15 protein-coding genes are annotated in these 13,791 nt (G+C 61.0%); 3 read left to right on the top strand and 12 right to left on the bottom strand.

Annotation, left to right across the window (positions count from 1 at the left end; genetic code table 11):
* Positions 1-39 precede the first annotated feature (39 nt).
* From CAF87_RS21700 to CAF87_RS21670, 7 genes are all read right to left on the bottom strand, one after another.
* Positions 40-1,197, bottom strand: coding sequence for a glutathionylspermidine synthase family protein (locus CAF87_RS21700; RefSeq protein WP_085733012.1), 1,158 nt, complete (start codon positions 1,195-1,197; stop codon positions 40-42).
* Positions 1,198-1,199: 2 nt separating this feature from the next.
* Positions 1,200-1,892 carry a DUF1190 domain-containing protein gene (locus CAF87_RS21695; protein WP_085733011.1) on the bottom strand — a complete coding sequence of 231 codons (693 nt, stop codon included), beginning with the start codon at positions 1,890-1,892 and terminating at the stop codon, positions 1,200-1,202.
* A 17-nt stretch (positions 1,893-1,909) separates the two neighbouring features.
* The gene (locus tag CAF87_RS21690) at positions 1,910-2,335 is read right to left on the bottom strand and encodes a DUF350 domain-containing protein (RefSeq protein ID WP_085712345.1); all 426 of its coding nucleotides are present in this window, start codon (positions 2,333-2,335) and stop codon (positions 1,910-1,912) included.
* A gap of 13 nt (positions 2,336-2,348) precedes the next feature.
* Positions 2,349-2,984, bottom strand: coding sequence for a DUF2491 family protein (locus tag CAF87_RS21685; RefSeq protein ID WP_085733010.1), 636 nt, complete (start codon positions 2,982-2,984; stop codon positions 2,349-2,351).
* 123 nt (positions 2,985-3,107) lie between these two features.
* Positions 3,108-3,806, bottom strand: a complete 699-nt coding sequence (locus CAF87_RS21680; protein ID WP_085733009.1) for a PspA/IM30 family protein — start codon at positions 3,804-3,806, stop codon at positions 3,108-3,110.
* Between the two features lie 17 nt (positions 3,807-3,823).
* Complete coding sequence (locus CAF87_RS21675; protein WP_085712342.1) at positions 3,824-4,492, bottom strand: YjfI family protein; 669 nt, start codon at positions 4,490-4,492, stop codon at positions 3,824-3,826.
* A gap of 154 nt (positions 4,493-4,646) precedes the next feature.
* Entirely contained in the window at positions 4,647-5,201 is a 555-nt protein-coding gene (locus CAF87_RS21670) for a cysteine hydrolase family protein (RefSeq protein WP_085733008.1), read from the bottom strand.
* A gap of 101 nt (positions 5,202-5,302) precedes the next feature.
* Between CAF87_RS21670 and CAF87_RS21665 the strand changes: the two genes are divergently transcribed.
* From CAF87_RS21665 to CAF87_RS21655, 3 genes are all read left to right on the top strand, one after another.
* The gene (locus tag CAF87_RS21665) at positions 5,303-6,298 is read left to right on the top strand and encodes a GlxA family transcriptional regulator (RefSeq protein WP_085733007.1); all 996 of its coding nucleotides are present in this window, start codon (positions 5,303-5,305) and stop codon (positions 6,296-6,298) included.
* 177 nt (positions 6,299-6,475) lie between these two features.
* Positions 6,476-7,585, top strand: a complete 1,110-nt coding sequence (locus tag CAF87_RS21660; RefSeq protein WP_085733006.1) for a DUF3182 family protein — start codon at positions 6,476-6,478, stop codon at positions 7,583-7,585.
* On the top strand, positions 7,575-8,333 hold the full coding sequence (locus CAF87_RS21655; protein ID WP_007955615.1) for a S9 family peptidase: 759 nt from the start codon (positions 7,575-7,577) through the stop codon (positions 8,331-8,333). Before CAF87_RS21660 ends, CAF87_RS21655 begins: the two co-directional genes overlap by 11 nt.
* On the opposite strand, the gene CAF87_RS21650 is transcribed toward CAF87_RS21655, so the two are convergent.
* The 5 genes from CAF87_RS21650 to CAF87_RS21630 form a co-directional block, all read right to left on the bottom strand.
* Positions 8,334-9,323 carry a lysylphosphatidylglycerol synthase domain-containing protein gene (locus tag CAF87_RS21650; RefSeq protein WP_085733005.1) on the bottom strand — a complete coding sequence of 330 codons (990 nt, stop codon included), beginning with the start codon at positions 9,321-9,323 and terminating at the stop codon, positions 8,334-8,336. It abuts the gene before it with no gap.
* A complete protein-coding gene (clsB, locus tag CAF87_RS21645) occupies positions 9,320-10,606 on the bottom strand; it encodes a cardiolipin synthase ClsB (RefSeq protein WP_085733004.1) in 1,287 nt (428 codons plus the stop codon). Before clsB ends, CAF87_RS21650 begins: the two co-directional genes overlap by 4 nt.
* Positions 10,603-11,400, bottom strand: a complete 798-nt coding sequence (locus CAF87_RS21640) for an endonuclease/exonuclease/phosphatase family protein (protein ID WP_085733003.1) — start codon at positions 11,398-11,400, stop codon at positions 10,603-10,605. Before CAF87_RS21640 ends, clsB begins: the two co-directional genes overlap by 4 nt.
* On the bottom strand, positions 11,397-12,323 hold the full coding sequence (locus CAF87_RS21635; RefSeq protein ID WP_085733002.1) for a DUF72 domain-containing protein: 927 nt from the start codon (positions 12,321-12,323) through the stop codon (positions 11,397-11,399). The genes CAF87_RS21640 and CAF87_RS21635 overlap by 4 nt, the downstream gene beginning before the upstream one ends.
* A 103-nt stretch (positions 12,324-12,426) precedes the next feature.
* The gene (locus tag CAF87_RS21630; protein ID WP_085733001.1) at positions 12,427-13,638 is read right to left on the bottom strand and encodes an MFS transporter; all 1,212 of its coding nucleotides are present in this window, start codon (positions 13,636-13,638) and stop codon (positions 12,427-12,429) included.
* Positions 13,639-13,791 lie beyond the last annotated feature (153 nt).

Genomic DNA, 13,791 nt, shown 5'->3' with positions numbered 1-13,791 from the left:
CGCTGAACACGACGGGCCTTTTTCATGTACGCAGGTTTTTCAGTCAAGAATCAGATGCGGCAAGAACCGGCTCGAATCCTTGGTGATCAGACTGTTGTCCTCCCGCACGCCAATCCCTGCGGCCTGGTCGCCGATCACCCAGGAGCCAATCAGCGTGTAGCTGTCATCGAACTTCGGCAGCGGCGCAAATTCCTGCAGGATGAAGGGCGCATCCGTGTAGGGACCATCCTCTTTGACGATCAGACCGTCAGCAGTTTGCAGCTCGATGTTGGCACCTTCCCGGGAGAAGTACGGTTTGCGTACCCAGCCTTTCGGCACTGCGCTGCCCGGGTTCGGATCGAGATGAGCGGCCAGCAGATTCGGATGGCCCTTGTGCATTTCCCAGAGCAGGGGCAGGGCGCCCTTGTTGGAGAGGATGGATTTCCAGGCAGGCTCGAAAAACTGCGTGTCGCATTCGGCAATGGCTGCGCCGAACGGCTCATGGAAGATGAACTCCCAGGCGTGCAGTTTGAACAAGTGAGGAATCCAGCGATCTTCAAGATCGACGAAGCGCCCTTCGGCAGTCAGACCGATGTCTTCGATATCGATGTGCCGTGATTCGATGCCGACCTTTTCCGCGATCAGTCGCAAATAGTCCGTGGTGCCCCTGTCCTCAACCGAGTCTTTCATCGACGCAAAGTAGAACGGGCGCTTGAGCTTCAACTGAGCAAAAGCCTCATGCAGACGGGTGTCTATGCTGTTGAACTGGTCGGCATGGCGCGGCAGCATCCCACGCTCGATGCATTGTTCCAGCCAGCCCCACTGAAACGCCGCCGCTTCGTACAGGCTGGTGGGCGTGTCGTAGTTGAGTTCAAGCAGTTTCGCCGGGCCGTTGCCGCTGTAGGAGAAGTCCATGCGTCCGTACAGATGCGGATGGCCTTCCAGCCAGGACGTTCTGACCATGTCGTAGTACGCCGGTGGAATGCTCAGGCGATCGAGCAATTCCTCGCTGTGCACGACACGGTCGACCAGATCCATGCACATCTCGTGCAGTTCGGTGGTCGGATCCTCCAGATCGTTTTCGATCTGCGCGAGCGTGAACTGGTAGTACGCGCGTTCATCCCAGTAGGGTTGGTCGTCGATGGTGTGAAACATGAAGCCGAGGCTTTCGGCAGTCTGTTTCCAGTCGTGGCGCTCGGCGCAATGGATCTTCTTCATGGTCAGCTGCTCGAACTGCCCCAGCCGCCCCAACCGCTGCGCGCACTGGACTGGCTGCCGAAGCCGCCGCGGGAAGTCGAAGAGGCCACGTTGACTGGTTTACTCCGGGAGCTTGTGTAGTCCGAATCGCTTCGAGTTGTCGGAGCCGATTCGATTCGTCGGTTCAGTGTCGAGGTTTCGTACGTCGTACGCGTATCGCGCTCGCGGTAGACCGGCCGCGAATCGTTCGAGCGGTTATTGCTCATGGCATTGCCGATCAGCCATCCGCTGAGCCAGCCGTTGCTTGAGCCACCGGAACTGTGCGATGTGCTCTGCGTGGTCTGCACAGGTGCGGCTTCACCGGCCGGCATCTGGGCATTGGCCAGTGCGTCGAGATCCTGTGGCGCCTCAACATTCTGCGGTACTTTGAAGCCACTCATTTTCGGTATGAAGCGGCCGTCGGAATTTTTCTGACACCAGCCGGCGGCAAAGTCCGCGTCGCACTTCTCTTTGTCGTCATAGACAGGGGTGAGGCGCCGATGTTTGGTCAGGGCCGCTACGTAGGCGTTAGAGCAGGCGTCGGCTGCGACTTCGGCGTCGACGCACTGTTCCACGCTCTGGAAGTTGCGCTGTTGTTCCTCGGCGGCCAATTCGCCGGAAATCGCCAGCGCCACCGAGGCCGCCAGGGACAGTTGAACGTACTTGCTTCGTTTCATCTCAGGCTTCCTGCCGGTCAGTAGGACGGTGTCATGCACGCAGCGTTGAGCATGCCGACGCTGATCGCCACCGCAGCGACGTAGATACCGGCGGCGACTTCACCGTTGGCAATGCGTTGGGACGTGCCTTTGAGCACCAGGCCGGTCGCCAGGAATGCCAGCAATTGCACCGCCGCTGCAATCACGGCCCACAGGACGAAATCGAGGACGTTGATCGAGTGGGCGATGATGTTGCTCGCCGGAATCGCGAAACCGATGATCGCACCCGACAGAGCGATGGCAGCCGCGTTGTTGCCGCCGCGAATCAGTTCGAACTCCTTGTGCGGCGTGATGCGGGTGTAGACGAACTGAAACAGCATGAACAGCAGCACGGCGCCGATCAGGTAGGCGGCGAAACCGACCAGCGCGGCCTTGTTCAGGGAAACGGACAGCACTTCCAGCATGGGGAACTTCCTTTTAAATGGTGCTCAGATCGGTGGTGTACAGCGAGATGCCCAGCGATGTGCTCAGGCTGACGGTGCCTTCTTCGTCCTGTTCGACGGAGAACAGCAGCAGCTCACGACGGTCGGTCAGGCCGGTTTCCCGGGCGTACAGCATCGAATGGTGCTCGATGGTGTAGGACTCGTCGGGATTGATCACTTGTTCGGTGAGCGGGACCAGTTCGGTCTGGCCGCGTTCGGTGCCCCATTCGCGGGTGTAGGACACGCCGTCATGGGTGTAGGCCGGCAGGCCGATCAGGCTGTTCGGGCCGGCCAGGCGCTGCAGCTCGGCGTCACTGTTGACCGTGACATAGCTGACGTAATTGAACAGCGTCACCGATTCGATCTGATCGTCGCCGGTGACGTGGACCTGCAGCCAGAAATCTTCGTTGTCCAGGTAGTAGCGATACAGCTTGTTCGACTGGCCGAGGTCGATCCAGCCGGCGCTCCAGATGGCCTGGGCATCGGGAACTCGTACCGAGGTGCTGCCATCGAGCAGCAGGCCGAGCGTCGTATCGAACCGGATGCCTTTGCCCTGCGCCAGGCCAAGCGGGCCGCCGACAGCTTCAGGTATTGGAGCCGGGCTCCCCAGCAAGTTCTTTAACCATCCCATGGGTACATTCCTTGAAGCGGGTGGAGGTGTTCGTTGGCAAAACGCCGCTAGTGTACCGGCCTCGTGACAAACGAGCAGGCAAAAAAGAAGGGCACCCGGTGCCCTTCTTTTCTCTGGGTGCCCTTACTGGGCCGACTTCTGCTTCAGTCGTTCGAGGATCGCGTTGGCGCTGCCCTCGTTCGGCGTGATGCCGGCTTCACGCAGCTTGCGTTCCAGATCGTTGCCGGTCGTGGCATCGGCCAGTTCGTCCTGAGCGTTCAGCTCGGCGGCGCGTTGCTTTTGCTTTTCCTGCAGACGGTTCAAGGTGCCGACTGCTGTTTCCAGCTTGCCATTGGCGCCGCCGCTGGCGATGGATGCGCTGACCTGCGCTTTCTGCACGCTTTCACGGGCCTTGGCCATGTCCACTTGCTGGCGCAGGCTCTTGATCCGCGCTTCGGCCTTGTTGATGTCCTTGCGCATGTTTTCGGCGTAGGTGCCGAATTCGTCGCTCTGGGCCTTCTCGGTGGTCAGGTCGTTGGTCAGGGTCGAAATCGCTTCGGCGACTTCCATCGCCAGATCTTCACGGCCGGCGTTCAGGGCCGAAACAGCCTTGGCTTCCAGGTCCTTGATCTTGGCGTCGTACTCGCTCACGCGGTCGGCGGACAGCTTGTGCTTGGCCATGATGGTGACCAGTTCGCGACGGGCGTTGGACAGGGCGCTGTCGGCGTCACGGATTTCCTGGTCGAGGATGCGCAGGGCCTGTTGGTCGACGATCGCTTCGCCGACTTCATTGGCGCCGCCGCGCAGAGCGGTGAACAACTTGCTCCAGATGGACTGAGTCATTGGATTTTCCCTGTTGATTACTTGAAGAAGTGTTCGAAGGCTTCGCTGGCGCGCTGCACGTTGTCGACCAGGGTTTTCACCTCGGTGACCACGTTGGTCAGGCTCGAATCCGCACTCAGCGCGCCGAACATGTTGTAGACGGTCTGACCGTTGGGCATGGTCTCGATGCCGATCGACGACAGCGGGAACATTTCCCGGCTGCGCAGCACCGCGTCATTGAAGGTGCGCACGTCGGTGATCGAATCGATGTCCACCAGCACGGTATCGACGATGATCTGCTGACCCGCGATGGCGATGTGAATCGGCAGGCCGCCGAATTCGTTCATTTCCAGCTTGAGGCTGGGTTCGGCGCTCTGGATCAGGGACAGCGTGATCTCGTGGGAAGCCACCTCGTCCAGTGCCTTGAAAGCGTTGTAGAGGCTATCGATGTTCCAGTTGTTGCCTGCGCTCATGTAATTCTCCGACATGAAAGAGCCAGCCAGAATCGGTTGGCGTAGCTGTTGCTCCATTTGCTTGAGCAAGCTTCGGTTTTCGGGAAGCACCCAAGTTTCGTGTTTCACATAACCGGCGGCAGCCAGGCCCGCGCGCATCTGCTTCATATAGAAGCTCGACGGTTTTTTCGCGGACGTTGTCGAGCGCACTCCCTTCGGGCTCTCCGATTTTGTTGCAGGGGAGTTGCTTTTCATGGCGATGACTCCGTTATGAACATCTCACGCGTGAGCCACACTACAACCAATTCAAAGTGCCATCAATGGCTCACGCGTGAGATTTTTTCAGCGCACGAAAAAAGGCCCGCAAGAGGGCGGGCCGGTCTTTCTTGCGGACGTTCATGTAGGAGGATTAACGGGTGGCCGCGAGGAATTCGTCTGCCGAGACCACACTGGCGTAGGCAAAACCCAGCGAGGACATGAACGCCGCATGCACTTGAGCCGCCGGCACGATCAAACCATTGAATTCCAGGTCGCGGGTGGCGCAGGCATCGTGGATCACCGTGACGGTGTAGCCCAGATCCGCCGCAGCCCGGACAACGCCGTCGATGCACATGTGGCTCATGCTGCCGACCACCACCAGTTCCTTGATGTCTTGCTCATCGAGGATCGATTGCAGCTCGGTTTCGCGGAACGCGTTGACGAAATGCTTGAGCACTACCGGTTCATCGGCGCGGTTGAGCACCTTGGAATGCAATTTTGCGCCCTCAGAGCCCGGGGTGAAGAACGGGGCATTCGCCGAGGTGAATTCGTGACGGATATGGATCACCGGATCACCCGCTTCACGGAACGCGGCGATCAGTCGGGCGGCATTGTCGGCGGCGGCGTCGACGCCAGCCAGCGGCCACTTGCCTTGGGGGAAGTAGTCGTTCTGGATATCGACTACGATGAGCGCTTGCCTGGCCATGGGAGTTTCCTCGAAGTGTTTGTTGGGAGTGGAATCAGTATCCGCGCCCGCTATGTCTTCGAGGATTGGCCGCACCGACAATAGACAGGGGAAAACTGACAATGGGTGTTGAAAGGGCCGTTGCCGAGCTGGGCGTGCTGATTTATCCCGGCGCGCAACTGGCGGCGGTGCATGGCTTGACCGACTTGTTCGGCGTGGCCGACCGGATCGCCGTCGAGCATCAGGCCGCGCAATTACCGAGACTGCGGGTGAGTCACTGGCAGGTCGAGAACGAGCAGGCACCGGTCAGGATTTACGACAGTCATCCCGCTGCAGAAACGGGTTTGCTGGCGGTGCTGATTCCGCCGTCGATCGCCGGGTTCAGTGCAGAGCAGGCATCGCCAGGATTGCTGCAATGGCTGCGCGACCAGCATGGCCGTGGCGCGACGCTGGGCGGCGTCTGCGTGGGCTCGTGGCTGCTGGCCGAAAGCGGTCTGCTCAACGGTCGCAGCGCCACCACTCACTGGACCTCGGCCAAGGCCTTTGCCGAGCGTTATCCGCAGATCAGGCTCAACGCCGACACACCGATTGTCGATGACGGCGACCTGATCACCACCGCCGGGCTCATGGCCTGGTCGGAACTGGGGCTGCGGCTGGTCGATCGCCTGCTCGGGCCGAGCATCGCCAGCGCCACTGCGCGTTTCCTGGTGATGGAGCACAGCGACAGCGCCAGTGCCTGCGGCAGCAATTTCGCGCCGATCCTCAACCATGGCGACGCGTCGATTCTCAAGGTCCAGCACTGGCTGCAAAGCACCGGTGCGACCGACGTTTCGCTGGCCTCCATGGCCGAACGCTCGGGGCTGGAGGAGCGCACGTTCCTGCGCCGGTTCCGTGCCGCGACGGGCCTGAAACCCACCGAATACTGCCAGCACCTGCGGGTCGGCAAGGCCCGGGAAATGCTCGAGTTCAGCAACGGCACCATCGATCACATTGCGTGGACGGTGGGGTATCAGGATCCGGGAGCCTTTCGCGCCATCTTCAAGAAAATCACCGGGCTGGCGCCGAGTGACTATCGCAATCGGTTCGGCGTGACCCCACCGACCGCGCTGGCGAGATAACCCTCGCTGTCGGGCAAAATGCCGTGGCCGCGGCGGCCATCGTGCAGATTGAAACGGGCGCAACGCCATTACGAAAAGGCTAATCGACTGATCCGCAAAGGTTTTGGCATCGTCATCGTTTGGCCTGATCTCTGCACCCTCTGACCTACATTCACCGAGCCGCTGTAAGGGGGACGCATGACCCCGACATCCCGCAACAAAATAGTGGTCGCCCATTCCGTACGGCCCGACGCGCCGCAACACGAAGTGCAGACCAACAAGGCGCTGGCCCGATGGCTGGCGCAGATTCTCGGACTGAAATTCGGCGGCAGCTACGACGCGCAAAAGCACCACGGTCGCGACCTGTATCTGCTGCCGACCCAAACCATTGTCGGCGCCGCCAAGGCCCATGAACTGGGTATCAAAGGCCCGGACGATCTTTGGGGCGGTTTCGTCGAGCACGATTTCATCTGCACCAAAGCCATCAGCCATGGCTTGCGCAGCCATCAGGCCCGCGCGCCGCAAGGCTGGTCGCCGCTGTTTTCCGAACGCATTCGCAATGTCGTGCTCGACGGGTTCAGTGTATTTGCCCACGAGGATGCGCGACCCGCTGCTGAACATCTCTTGTACAGCGGCCCGATTCGCCTCAAGCCGATTCACGCCTGTGCCGGACGCGGTCAAGAAGTGATCAAAAGCCTCGACGCATTCGACGAAATCCTTGCGCGTTCCGATATTGCCAAACAGTTCAACGAAGGCGTGGTGCTGGAGCAGGACTTGAGCCATGTAGTTACACACAGCGTCGGTCAGTCATTCATCGGCGACCGGGTGCTCAGTTACTGCGGTGATCAATACTTGACCGAGGACGCCCATGGCGAGGAAGTGTACAGCGGTTCTAACCTGCTGGTGGTGCAGGGTGGTTACGAGGAACTGCTGAAACTGGACCTGGCGGACGATGTGCGGCTGGCCATCGAACAGGCGCAGGTTTTCGATAGCGCGGCGGATGAAGCTTATCCACGGTTCTACGCTTCGCGGCGTAACTACGACATCGCCCAGGGACTGGACAGCGAAGGCCAGCCACGCAGTGGCGTGCTCGAACAATCCTGGCGTATGGGCGGTGCGAGCAGTGCCGAAGTGGCGGCGTTGCAGAGTTTCGTCAACGATCCGTCGATGCGCGCGATCCGCGTCTCGTCGGTGGAAACCTACATCGACCAGGCCCTGCCGGCGGATGCCATCGAGGTCTATCGCGGCCCGGCCGAGAACAGCGATTTTCTCCTCAAATACGTAACGGTCAAATCCTATGACGGCTAGAAGCGAAAGCATTCAAATCGACATTGATGACGAACAGATGAGCGGGACGTTCCTCAGTCCCAAATCGAAAGTCCCCGGCGTGTTGTTCGTGCACGGCTGGGGCGGCAGTCAGGAGCGGGACCTGGAACGGGCCAAAGGCATCGCCGGCCTGGGCTGCGTGTGCCTGACATTCGACTTGCGCGGGCACACCGGCGGCACTGGCATTCCGCTGAGCCGGGTCACCCGTGAAGACAACCTGCGCGACTTGCTGGCGGCCTACGACCGACTGCTCGCGCACCCGGCGCTGGACACCTCGGCCATCGCGGTGGTCGGCACCAGTTACGGCGGTTATCTCGCCTCGATCCTCACCTCATTGCGCCCGGTGCGCTGGCTGGCGCTGCGCGTCCCGGCGCTGTATCGCGATGAGCAATGGCACACACCCAAGCGCGATCTGGACAAGGCTGACCTGCGCGATTATCGCGGCACTCTGGTACGTGCTGACAGCAACCGGGCGCTGCATGCCTGCTCGCAATTCACCGGCGATGTGCTGCTGGTGCAATCGGAAACCGACGATTATGTGCCTCACGCGACGATCATGAGTTATCGCGCTGCGTGCCAGCAGACTCACTCGCTCACCCACCGGATCATCGATGGTGCTGACCATGCCCTGAGCGATCCGACTTCGCAGCAGGCCTACACCTCGATCCTGGTCGACTGGATCACCGAGATGGTGGTGGGCGAACGGTTGAGCATCATTCAATCGCGCTGATCAGGACTTGGGCTTTTTCTCGATCCGCAGCGCCTTGGCCTTGGCTTCCACCACCAGGTACATCACCACGGTGATCAGCAGCGGCAGCAGAAAATAGATTGCCCGATAGGCCAGCAACCCAGCCACCAGACTGCCGCGCGAAGCCTCGTGCTGCAGCAGGGCGACGAACACTGCTTCCAGCACCCCGAGCCCGGCGGGAATGTGAGTAATGACCCCGGCAATCGCACTGATCAGCAGCACGCCGAGCACCAGCGGATAGTCGAGCTTGCCCGGCAGCAAAGTGAAAATCACCGCCGCCATCAACGACCAGTTGAGCGCGCCGAGCAGCAGTTGCAGAACGGCCATGCGCAGCGACGGCAGGTTGATTTCCACCCCGCGAATCGACCACTCGCGACGCCTGGAAAAACGGCAGGCGACCAGATAACCGAAGCTGATCACCAGCAGCAACACACCAATGCCCTGCAACGCATCGCTGCTGACTTTCCAGCCCGGTGGCATGCTGACCAGCCCACTGCTGAACACCGCGCCGGCGATGGTCATGTAGCCGAACCAGTTGGTCGCCAGGCTCAGGCCGAGGATCTTGGCGATGTTGCTTTTACTCACCCCGAGTCGCGAATACAGCCGGTAACGCATGGCAATCCCGCCGACCCATGCGCTCAAGTTGAGGTTGAACGCATAGCTGATGACGCCCACCGGCAGGATCTGTTTCCACGTCAGATCCTGACGGATGTAAGTGCGGCCGATCAGGTCGAAACTGGCGTACACCAGAAAGCTCAGCAAGGTCAGGCTGGAGGCGATGATCAGCGTTCGCACCTTGAAGTCGGCGAGGGTTTGCAGCACCTCGGCCCATTCGATGCGGCTGGCGAACATCGTCAGCAGGACGATCAGCGCAAGAAAAAACAGCAGGGTCAGCGGACGTTTCCAGCGACTCCAGCGAGACTTGCCCGCCGGTGCCGGATGCACCGCCGCGTGGGCTTGGGAATGGCTCATGAAGGATCACTCCCGGCGGCCTGGAAAAAGGGTTTGAGTCGTGGCTTGTGTGCCGGCAGCCAGCCGGCCATTGCCGGGAAATGCCGCAGGAAGTGAAACACCAGAAAACCCACGGTCATGTGCCAGATTCGCCCGCGTGGTGACTTCGTGGCGTCCATCGCCTTGCAGTGGTTGTGGCTGAGGTCTTCGAGGCGTTCGAACAGGAGACGATTGAAGGCTCGGTCGCGAATCAGCACGTTGGCTTCCAGGTTCAGCGACAGGCTCAACGGGTCGAGATTGCTTGAGCCGACGGTGCTCCATTCTTCATCCACCAGCGCCACTTTGCCGTGCAGCGGCCGCTCGCAATATTCATGAATCTGCACACCGGCCTTGAGCAGGTAGTCGTAGGTCATGCGCGCGGCGAGTTTGGCCACCAGCATGTCCGGCTGTCCCTGCAGAATCAGCCGCACCTCGACCCCGCGCCGGGCTGCGTTGCGGATCTCGCGCAGCAGGCGATAGCCGGGAAAGAAGTAGGCGTTGGCGATCACCACCCGCCGTTGGGCGCGGCGCAGCACCTGCAAATAGACGTCTTCGATATCGGTGTTGTGCTGGTCGTTGTCGCGGAACACCAGACGCACCTGGCCGTCGTGATCATCGAACGCCATCTCCGCGCGACGCTGCCGACGCCGTTGCCACCAAAACCTTGCGCGTCCCGGTCGGCCGCTTTGCAGCAGGGCGAAATGATGGATGTCGGTCACCGCCGGGCCCTGAACTTCTACCGAATAATCCTGCTTCGCTTCGGGGCCGAAATCGGCCAGGTGATCGCCGGAGAAATTGATCCCGCCAATGAACGCGACCAACCCGTCGACCACCACGATCTTGCGATGCAACCGCCGGAACCAGTTGGTGCGAATCCCCAGATGCCTGGGTGCCGGATCGAAGATCTGCAGATGCACGCCGGCATCGCTCAACGCGGTCAGATAACCGGCGCTCAGTTCCCCACAACCGAAGCCGTCGAGGCTGACGGTGGTGCGCACGCCACGCCGGGCGGCATCGATAAGAATTTCCTGCAATTGCTTGCCGACCTTGTCTTCGAAGACGATGAAGGTCTCCAGCAGGATTTCGCTTTTCGCCGCGCGCATCGCTTCGAACACCCGGGGGAAAAATTCCTCGCCGTTTTCCAGCAGCTCGACGCGGTTGTTTCCCTGCCAGCGATACTCGACATCGACGGTGCCCGGCTCGCGTACGGGCGGGGTGATGCTGACCGGCTCCACGGCGGATTTCTCCAACGGTGCACTGCTCATAGTTCAATCTCCACCGATAGTGGTGCATGGTCGGAAAGGTGTGACCAGGGACGGTTCGCCAGCACTTTTGGCTGACTGGCCTTGAGGTTGCGCACGTAGATCCGGTCAAGGCGCAGCAACGGCATGCGGGCGGGGAAACTGCGCGCCGGTTTGCCTTGATGCGTCGCAAACACTTCGCGCAGGCCACAGGGTTCAAGCAAGGCATCGGCGCGCTGGCGCCAGTCGTTGAAATCGCCGGCGACGATGACCTGCGCGTCATCAGGCAGCTCGGCCAGGCGCTCTCGCAGCAGGCGCAACTGATCGTTGCGATGGCTTTCGCGCAGGCCCAGATGGACACAGATCGCGTGCACTTCACGGTCGTCTCCCGCCAGGCGCAGCACACAGTGCAGCAATCCCCGGTTTTCATGGCCGCTGATCGAAACGTCGAGATTGTCATGCCGCACGATCTGGAATTTCGACAGCACGGCATTGCCGTGATCGCCGTCCGGATACACCGCGTTGCGTCCGTAGGCGAACTGCGGCCAGAGACTGTCGGCGAGAAACTCGTACTGCGGCATCGTCGGCCAGTTTGCGTAGCGTTTGGGGTGATGCTCGTGGGTGCCGTGGACTTCCTGAAGAAACACCACATCGGCGGACACGCTGCGCACCGCTTCGCGCAATTCCGGCAGGATGAAACGCCGGTTCAGTGCGGTGAAACCCTTGTGAGTGTTGACCGTCAGCACGGTGAAGCGGCGCACCGTGGTGATGACGGTGGCCTGTTCATCGGTGACGCCGACCGGCTCGGGAATGCTCATGCGAGTACCCCATCGGCGGCCGGTTCACCGGGCATGGTTTCGAGATTTTTATCCAGATCGAAACGCTGCAACAGGCTGCGGGCATCGAAAGGCGCGCGGACCTTGATGTCGTTGTCGAAGTAGCAGAAAACCTCGCGGGATTTACGGGGCCGAGGTTTCAGACGCGGCGCGATCAAATGGGCGTCGTCCGGTTGCCGGCCATGGTGCCAGGCGTCGATCCGCTCGGCCCAGCGTTGCAGCGCGGCGTCGGTGTAACCGCTGGCGTAAAGCTCCTCGGCACCGTGCAGGCGCAGGTAGACGAAATCACTGGTGAGGTCTTCGCGGTACGGCCATTTCCCGGCGGTGTCGGCGATCACCAGCGCGGTGTTGTAGCGTTTGAGCAGGCGCACGAAGTCGGGGTCGATGAAGCTGTCGTTGCGGATTTCCACGGCATGGCGCAGCGTTTTTTTGCTGTAAGCCTTCATGCTCGCGTGGCCGTGCAGGTGCGAATCGTGCTGGCGGGCGAGCTCGGCGGCCGCCTGGGTGTCGTGGGGCAACTGGTCGAGAAAGCCTTCGAAGCGTTCGGGGTCGAACGTGAAGTTGGGCGGGAATTGCCAGAGGATCGGGCCGAACTTTTCCTTCAGTTCCAGCACCCCGGAGGCGAAGAAATTGGCCAGGGGTTTTTCGATATCGCGCAGGCGGCGAATGTGGGTGATGAAGCGCGGCGCCTTGATGCTGAACACGAAGTCATCCGGTGTTTCGGCGTACCACTGGGCGTAGCGTTCGGGCCGTTGCAGGGCGTAGAACGATCCGTTTATTTCGATGCTGTTGACCGCCCGTGAGGCGAACTGCAATTCGCGTTTCTGCGACAGCCCCTTCGGGTAAAAATCCCCGCGCCACGGGGCGTAACGCCAGCCTGAAATACCGATATGAATCGTTGCCATGCCGCCCTCCCGTCGAAAGTCCCCATACGGCCTCTGTCTGTGGATGACTGTGGGCGGTTCGGGAAAGTTTCGACGGGATTACGGACGGTCGGGCCGTGCCTGATCAGTGCCCGGTGACGATCCGGGCCGAGCCTTCGGCAGGTTCGGCGTACACCGGGCCCAGGCGATCGAGGCGTCCGCTCAACGCCGTCAGAGCCAATGCCACCAGCACCACCAGGCCGCCGATCCACGCCGTATGGATCAGGCCGATGTGTTCGACGATCAGGCCGCCACCCCACGCGCCGCCGGCAATACCGAGGTTGAACGCGGCAATGTTCAGGCCCGATGCCACATCCACCGCGTGCGGTGTGTGATGTTCAGCCTGACGCACCACATACACCTGCAAGCCCGGCACGTTGCCGAAGGCGACTGCGCCCCAGACCAACACGGTGGCCAGCGCCAGCCAAGGATTGCCGGCGGTGAAGGTGAGCGCGAACAGCACGGCGGCGAGCAGGGCAAAGATGATTTTCAGCGCGCTGATCGGCCCGCGTTTGTCCGCCAGTTTGCCGCCCCAGATGTTGCCGACCGCCACTGACACGCCATACACCAGCAACACCAGGCTGACGGTACTGGCGCTGAAACCGGAGATGTCCTGAAGGATCGGCGCCAGGAACGTGAAGGCGATGAACGAGCCGCCGTAACCGATGGCGGTCATGGCGTACACCAGCAACAGGCGCGGTTGCTTGAGCACCTGCAATTGCTGCAACAGCGATGCGGGTTTGCTGTGGGCGATGTCGTTCGGCACATACAGCAAGCTGCCAATGAACGCGATCACGCCGAGTGCCGATACCGCGAGGAAGGTTTCACGCCAGCCGAAATGCTGACCGATGAAGGTGCCCAGCGGCACGCCGGTGACCAGCGCCACGGTCAGGCCGGTGAACATGATCGCGATTGCACTGGCGGCTTTTTCCTTGGGTACCAGGCTGGTGGCAATGGTCGAGCCGATGGAGAAGAACACACCGTGGGCCAGACCGGTGACGATCCGCGCCAGCACCAGCGATTCGTAACTCGGCGCCAGCCAGGCCAGCAGATTGCCGAGGGTGAACAGCACCATCAGCGACAGCAGCAACAGTTTGCGCGGGACCTTGCCGGTGAGGGCGGTCAGCACCGGCGCACCGATGGCTACGCCCAGGGCGTAGAGACTGACCAGCAGACCGGCGGACGGCAGACTGACGCCGAGATCGGCACCGATGGTGGGAAGCAGGCCAACGATGACGAACTCGGTCGTCCCGATGGCGAATGCGCTGAGGGTCAGCGCGAGCAAGGCAATGGGCATGACGGCACTCCGGTGGGGGATTGAATGGAGCGCAGTGTCGGGGTTTGGTGGGGGTGGAAAAATACAGGGAGGGGCATTTGATATTTGACCTGAGAGCAAAGATCAAAAGCCGCCGTCAAGGCGTTCTTGAACTTTGCCGAGCAAAAAACGCTC

This window comes from Pseudomonas sp. R38(2017), assembly GCF_002112395.1.
Classification (GTDB): Bacteria; Pseudomonadota; Gammaproteobacteria; order Pseudomonadales; family Pseudomonadaceae; genus Aquipseudomonas.
Note: the sequence above shows the minus strand (reverse complement) of the source record. Positions and strands in the feature narration are given on the sequence as shown.

What these genes read in the sequence shown, in the direction of transcription:
- clsB (WP_085733004.1), bottom strand. Translation starts at nt 10,606, where the DNA reads ATGAGCAGTGCACCGTTGGAGAAATCCGCCGTGGAGCCGGTCAGCATC.
- CAF87_RS21685 (WP_085733010.1), bottom strand. Translation starts at nt 2,984, where the DNA reads ATGGGATGGTTAAAGAACTTGCTGGGGAGCCCGGCTCCAATACCTGAA.
- CAF87_RS21700 (WP_085733012.1), bottom strand. Translation starts at nt 1,197, where the DNA reads ATGAAGAAGATCCATTGCGCCGAGCGCCACGACTGGAAACAGACTGCC.
- CAF87_RS21630 (WP_085733001.1), bottom strand. Translation starts at nt 13,638, where the DNA reads ATGCCCATTGCCTTGCTCGCGCTGACCCTCAGCGCATTCGCCATCGGG.
- CAF87_RS21640 (WP_085733003.1), bottom strand. Translation starts at nt 11,400, where the DNA reads ATGAGCATTCCCGAGCCGGTCGGCGTCACCGATGAACAGGCCACCGTC.
- CAF87_RS21695 (WP_085733011.1), bottom strand. Translation starts at nt 1,892, where the DNA reads ATGAAACGAAGCAAGTACGTTCAACTGTCCCTGGCGGCCTCGGTGGCG.
- CAF87_RS21665 (WP_085733007.1), top strand. Translation starts at nt 5,303, where the DNA reads ATGGGTGTTGAAAGGGCCGTTGCCGAGCTGGGCGTGCTGATTTATCCC.
- CAF87_RS21675 (WP_085712342.1), bottom strand. Translation starts at nt 4,492, where the DNA reads ATGAAAAGCAACTCCCCTGCAACAAAATCGGAGAGCCCGAAGGGAGTG.
- CAF87_RS21635 (WP_085733002.1), bottom strand. Translation starts at nt 12,323, where the DNA reads ATGGCAACGATTCATATCGGTATTTCAGGCTGGCGTTACGCCCCGTGG.
- CAF87_RS21655 (WP_007955615.1), top strand. Translation starts at nt 7,575, where the DNA reads ATGACGGCTAGAAGCGAAAGCATTCAAATCGACATTGATGACGAACAG.
- CAF87_RS21670 (WP_085733008.1), bottom strand. Translation starts at nt 5,201, where the DNA reads ATGGCCAGGCAAGCGCTCATCGTAGTCGATATCCAGAACGACTACTTC.
- CAF87_RS21690 (WP_085712345.1), bottom strand. Translation starts at nt 2,335, where the DNA reads ATGCTGGAAGTGCTGTCCGTTTCCCTGAACAAGGCCGCGCTGGTCGGT.
- CAF87_RS21680 (WP_085733009.1), bottom strand. Translation starts at nt 3,806, where the DNA reads ATGACTCAGTCCATCTGGAGCAAGTTGTTCACCGCTCTGCGCGGCGGC.
- CAF87_RS21660 (WP_085733006.1), top strand. Translation starts at nt 6,476, where the DNA reads ATGACCCCGACATCCCGCAACAAAATAGTGGTCGCCCATTCCGTACGG.
- CAF87_RS21650 (WP_085733005.1), bottom strand. Translation starts at nt 9,323, where the DNA reads ATGAGCCATTCCCAAGCCCACGCGGCGGTGCATCCGGCACCGGCGGGC.